Annotated in this window: 7 protein-coding genes; 2 read left to right on the top strand and 5 right to left on the bottom strand. The window is 35.6% G+C overall.

Translation table 11 applies throughout. The annotated features are described in order from the left end of the window. Positions 1-192: 192 nt before the first annotated feature. Complete coding sequence (locus ADJ83_RS25100; RefSeq protein ID WP_081836758.1) at positions 193-324, bottom strand: DUF3941 domain-containing protein; 132 nt, start codon at positions 322-324, stop codon at positions 193-195. Between the two features lie 89 nt (positions 325-413). Then, positions 414-1,274, bottom strand: a complete 861-nt coding sequence (locus ADJ83_RS21640; RefSeq protein ID WP_031540714.1) for a DegV family protein — start codon at positions 1,272-1,274, stop codon at positions 414-416. Positions 1,275-1,480: 206 nt separating this feature from the next. Here ADJ83_RS21640 and ADJ83_RS21635 point away from each other — a divergent pair, with 206 nt between their 5' ends. Next, positions 1,481-2,305 (top strand): YitT family protein, encoded by an 825-nt coding sequence (locus ADJ83_RS21635; RefSeq protein ID WP_031540713.1) that lies wholly within the window; start codon positions 1,481-1,483, stop codon positions 2,303-2,305. 14 nt (positions 2,306-2,319) lie between these two features. Beyond that, positions 2,320-2,676, top strand: coding sequence for a hypothetical protein (locus ADJ83_RS21630; RefSeq protein ID WP_048719074.1), 357 nt, complete (start codon positions 2,320-2,322; stop codon positions 2,674-2,676). Between the two features lie 127 nt (positions 2,677-2,803). On the opposite strand, the gene ADJ83_RS21625 is transcribed toward ADJ83_RS21630, so the two are convergent. From ADJ83_RS21625 to ADJ83_RS21620, 3 genes are all read right to left on the bottom strand, one after another. Further along, a complete protein-coding gene (locus tag ADJ83_RS21625; protein ID WP_031540711.1) occupies positions 2,804-2,995 on the bottom strand; it encodes a DUF3813 domain-containing protein in 192 nt (63 codons plus the stop codon). Next, the gene (locus ADJ83_RS25940; protein ID WP_162837581.1) at positions 2,996-3,148 is read right to left on the bottom strand and encodes a hypothetical protein; all 153 of its coding nucleotides are present in this window, start codon (positions 3,146-3,148) and stop codon (positions 2,996-2,998) included. A gap of 137 nt (positions 3,149-3,285) precedes the next feature. Then, positions 3,286-4,104: a Cof-type HAD-IIB family hydrolase gene (locus ADJ83_RS21620; RefSeq protein ID WP_031540710.1), complete on the bottom strand. Its 819-nt coding sequence runs from the start codon at positions 4,102-4,104 to the stop codon at positions 3,286-3,288. Between the last annotated feature and the right edge of the window lie 447 nt (positions 4,105-4,551).

Raw genomic sequence — 4,551 nt, 5'->3', positions numbered from 1 at the left:
GTAACAGAGGAGTGTTCTCTAAGCCCACTAGAGCAGAAATCTGCATGGAAAGGTAACAGAGAAACGTTCTCTACGCCTTTCTTAACAAAAAACAGCATCAAAAGGTAACAAACAAAGAAACCATAAATCACCACACCAAAAACAAATCCCTATCAAAAGAGCTGCCAATCCCATTGACAGCCCCTCCATAACTTATAAATGATCTGTTTTTTTGCTGTATTGATGTTTACCATTTTTGCGGTTTTTTTCACGCATCATGTTCTTTTCATGACGCAATGCATTGTTGTCTTTTGCTTTTTTATCATTATCAGAAGTATGTGGCATAATAAATACTCCTTTCAGCATCATCTTTTGTTCCATAGAACATTGATAGTATGAGTGAAAGGAGTAAACTTTATTCTATGTTAAAGCTGTTATTCCGAAACTTTATTTAAGAAGAAAATAGCGATTGTTCCTGCACCAGTATGTGAACCAACAGATGCACCAATGGAAGAAATGAATACGTCTTGTGGATGGAATTTTTCTACAATCATTTCTTTCACTTCTAAAGCTGTTGCTTCATCATCTGCATGGCTTATGGCAAACACTTGTTGATCCAATTTTTCGCCCCGCTCTTCTATTAGTTCCATCATTCTGCGCAAGAGCTTCTTTTTGCCACGAATTTTTTCAAGAGGAACCAATTTTCCATCTTCTACATGAAGAAGAGGCTTTATATTTAGTAACCCACCGAGAAATGCAGATGCTTTTGAAACACGGCCACCTTTGGCTAAATATTCTAGATCCTCCACTGTAAATAAGTGTTCCATATGCTCGCATAAGAACTTTAGTCGTGGTATAATTTCACTTACGTCTTTACCTTGATCGCGGAGTTTCACCGCTTCTTGAACAACTAAACCAGTACCTAATGATGCGCATTTGCTATCAATGATTGTGAAATCAAAATTAGGATATTCTTCCTTTACTTGCTCCGAAATCATTACTGCTGTTTGGTATGTTCCAGATAATTGCGAAGAAAATGCAACATACACAGCTTTTTCATTATTTTGAGCTAAAGCTGTAAAAACATCTTTAAATAATGCTGGAGAAACTTGTGATGTTTTTGGAACTTGTCCACTGCGAATAGCATTATAGACAGTGGTTGGTTCAATTGTTTTTAAATCCTCGTATTCTATCCCGTCTAAATTAACTTTTAGCGGTAATAGTGTCACCTCATGTTTCTCATAATAGGATAGAGGTAAATCACTTGCACTATCTGCTAGGATTTTAAAAGTCATATTCATTCCACTTCTTTCTATTTTTTATAAAAACATATGGTAATTGGAGTACAGTTATGATAAATAACAATAATCTCTGTGAAAATGCCTTGTTTTTTGATAACAAGGCATACTTATTTGTAGTTTATAAAATTTCAAGGGAAAAAACAATGAATAGTAAATGCAATAATAGTAAAAATTACTATATAAAGTAATGGAGGATACATATGTATTGGTTATTAACAAAAAAATTAATTGTTGTTATTTTTGGGGCATTATTAAATGCTATTGCCATGAATTTTTTCCTAATACCTGCTGATGTGTATGCAAGCGGCTTTGCAGGAGTAGCTCAACTTGTATCAAAAGTAACACCAATTTCCACAGGGATATTATTATTTATTCTCAATGTTCCCATTGCTATACTTGGCTGGTTAAAGGTAGGGCGATCCTTTACCTGTTTTAGCTTCTTAAGCGTAGTTTTTATGTCTTTGTTTATGGAAATCATTCCAGTAACAAGCTATTCCCATGATATTTTGCTGAATGCTGTTTTTGGTGGTGTAATTGCTGCAGTTGGCGTGGGGTTAACGTTAAAGTGGGGAGCATCTACTGGCGGAATGGATATTATCGCAATGATTCTTTCTCGGGTGCAAGATAAGCCAGTCGGTACTTATTTCTTTATATTAAATGGAGCAATTATCATTACAGCAGGCGCCATGTTCGGTTGGGAAAAAGCTTTATATACGCTAGTGAATCTCTATGCGGCAACAAAGGTGATTGATACGATACATACTGCACATCAAAAATTAACCGTGATGATTATTACAAAGAAAACGACAGAACTAAAGATTGCCATCCATGAAAAATTAGTTAGGGGTATTACAATTTTGCCAGCGCGAGGAGCATTTTCCAATGAACCAAAGGAAATGCTAATGATTGTTGTGACACGTTATGAACTATTTGATATAGAACGAGTCATTAAAGAAGTTGATCCACATGCATTTACCAATGTCGTACAGACGACAGCAGTACTAGGTTTCTTTCGAAAAGCATAAAGGAGGTTGTTTGTTTGCAGAAAATACTAGCAGTTGTGTTATGTGTTCTCATAAGTGGATTTATTCCGTATATGTCCACAGCATCGGCAAATTATAAAGAAAAAGTGAATCTTTCTAATCTCTCTGTAAATGGGACAAATGGAAATTATCTCGTTAAAGGGATGATTTTTGGTAGTGAAGATGTCTATTATACAGTGGAGGACGGCCACAATGAATTAATCGCCAAAAAGAAAGTGCCATTAACCGATCACAAATTCATGCTAGAAATTCATTTGGATAAGAAAGATCTTCCAACAAATGGAACGGTTATTTTATACTTTTCGGAAGATGGAAAAGAACCATACCCGGTGGTGTTAGAAACATTTTCTTGAACTTACGGCTTATTTCTATAACATGCTTGCGAAACTACTAAAAAAAGCTGTCCAATAAAGTGTATCTCCCAAGCGTTTTCTTTTTATATGCTTGTAAAGAGTACCTTTATTTGGACAGCTTCATTCATTATTGTGTGTGAATTTGATCTAGCTCTTTTTGTAATGCTGCTAATTGCGACTGTTCGGCTGTAGTTGTGTTCGAATATGCAGAGCTAATGGCATTCTTTGCTTTATCAACTAAGCCTTCTAAATCTTTGCCGTTCGCATATTTAGCTACTTCAACTGCTTGTCTGGCTTCTTGAAAAAGTCTATTTCCCATTTATTCTAATCCTCCATGAGATTGTCTTTCATTTGACATTTTGTAGCTCTCAGCTTCAGCATATGTCATATGATAAGGGATACGTTCGGAATGCTTTGATACGGAGTCTACTCCTTGCTGTACGAAGCGTTTCGATTTATTTCGTTTTCCCATTCATGATCCCTCCGAGTGTTAGAGTATAATTGGAAAGACAAAGAAGCATTTCATTTTCAAGCGAAACAGTAATTTACTGCTTCCGTTATAGTATGGGCGAAAGTATCAGCTTTAAAGACGGTAAAGATACCCAACTTTTAAAGAGCACGAAGATTTAAAGCCTCATTTAAATAAATAGCTATTCCGTCTTCTTCATTGGATAAAGTAATGTCATTAGCAAGGGCTTTTAACTCATCGATCCCATTGCCCATTGCTACGCCTTTTCCAGCATATTCAATCATTTCAAAGTCATTATCTTCATCGCCAAAGGCAATAATATTTTTTTGTGGGATTTGATAGTAATCAGACACTTTTTGCAATCCAATTGATTTATTTATCCCTGTTTTAACAATTTCAATGACATGAAATGGGTTTGCCCAACGGCGATGGTCAATTAAATCTGCATGGACTTCAGATAAATGCTTGCGGATTGCAGGAACATGCTCTTCTTCTGCATGAATTAGGATAGAAGTAGGAGCACTTTCCAAAAATTCGAGTAGGTTTCCAACCGTTACTTTTGGATTTCCTAAAGAAAAAATGTCGATTAATTTTTCATCATGATAATGATAGTAAACATCATCCATTACTTCTGCGATAATGTTGTGAAAAGGATAATCATTGCATGCAGCTACAATATCACGGGCTGTTTTTATATCAAGCGGGGAATGATAAAAACCCCAATTTGAATCTTTTGGATGATGAATAAAAGCTCCATTAAAGTTAACGATAGGAGTATGTAAATTTAATTCATGATAAATCGCTTCGCTTGCGCGGTATGGTCTCCCAGTTGCAATCATCACTTCATGACCATCATTCATCGCTTTTTGAATTACTTTTTTTGTAAGGGGAGAAATGGTTTTATCATCTTTTAATAAAGTTCCGTCAAGGTCTAAGGCAATTAGGTGTTTTTCTGTCATAGTGTCTCCTTTAGTGTCAATATAGTAATTTTAAATTCTTCTTTTTAGGGGCGTAATTTTCGAAAAAAATGCCACTTCATGTTACACTTACTAATACATATAGAATATTATTACACTTTATTCGTTAATTCTACTTTTAGCTTGTTAAGTTATGTAAAATATATGAAATAGTAGATAAACTCCCTTTATAATGTTTCAGTTTTCCCCATTTTTAACAGAGTGAGATTCCCTTCAAGCAGTAGGAGAATGCGAAGAAGTTAATGGGAGAAGAACTGTCCGTAAAGGTCCGATTGGTTCAACTAATCATCAGTGGGGGAAGGCATCCCNCTGATGAAAGTTTCACTTTATCCCACTCTTAACGGACAGTAACTCTCCCCTTTAAGCAGTAGGAGAATGCGAAGAGGTTAATGGGAGAAGAACTGTCCGTAAAGGTCCGATTGGTTCAAC

The sequence above is a fragment of the Bacillus sp. 522_BSPC genome, assembly GCF_001076885.1.
GTDB classification, from domain to species: Bacteria; Bacillota; Bacilli; order Bacillales; family Cytobacillaceae; genus Niallia; species Niallia hominis.
Note: the sequence above shows the minus strand (reverse complement) of the source record. Positions and strands in the feature narration are given on the sequence as shown.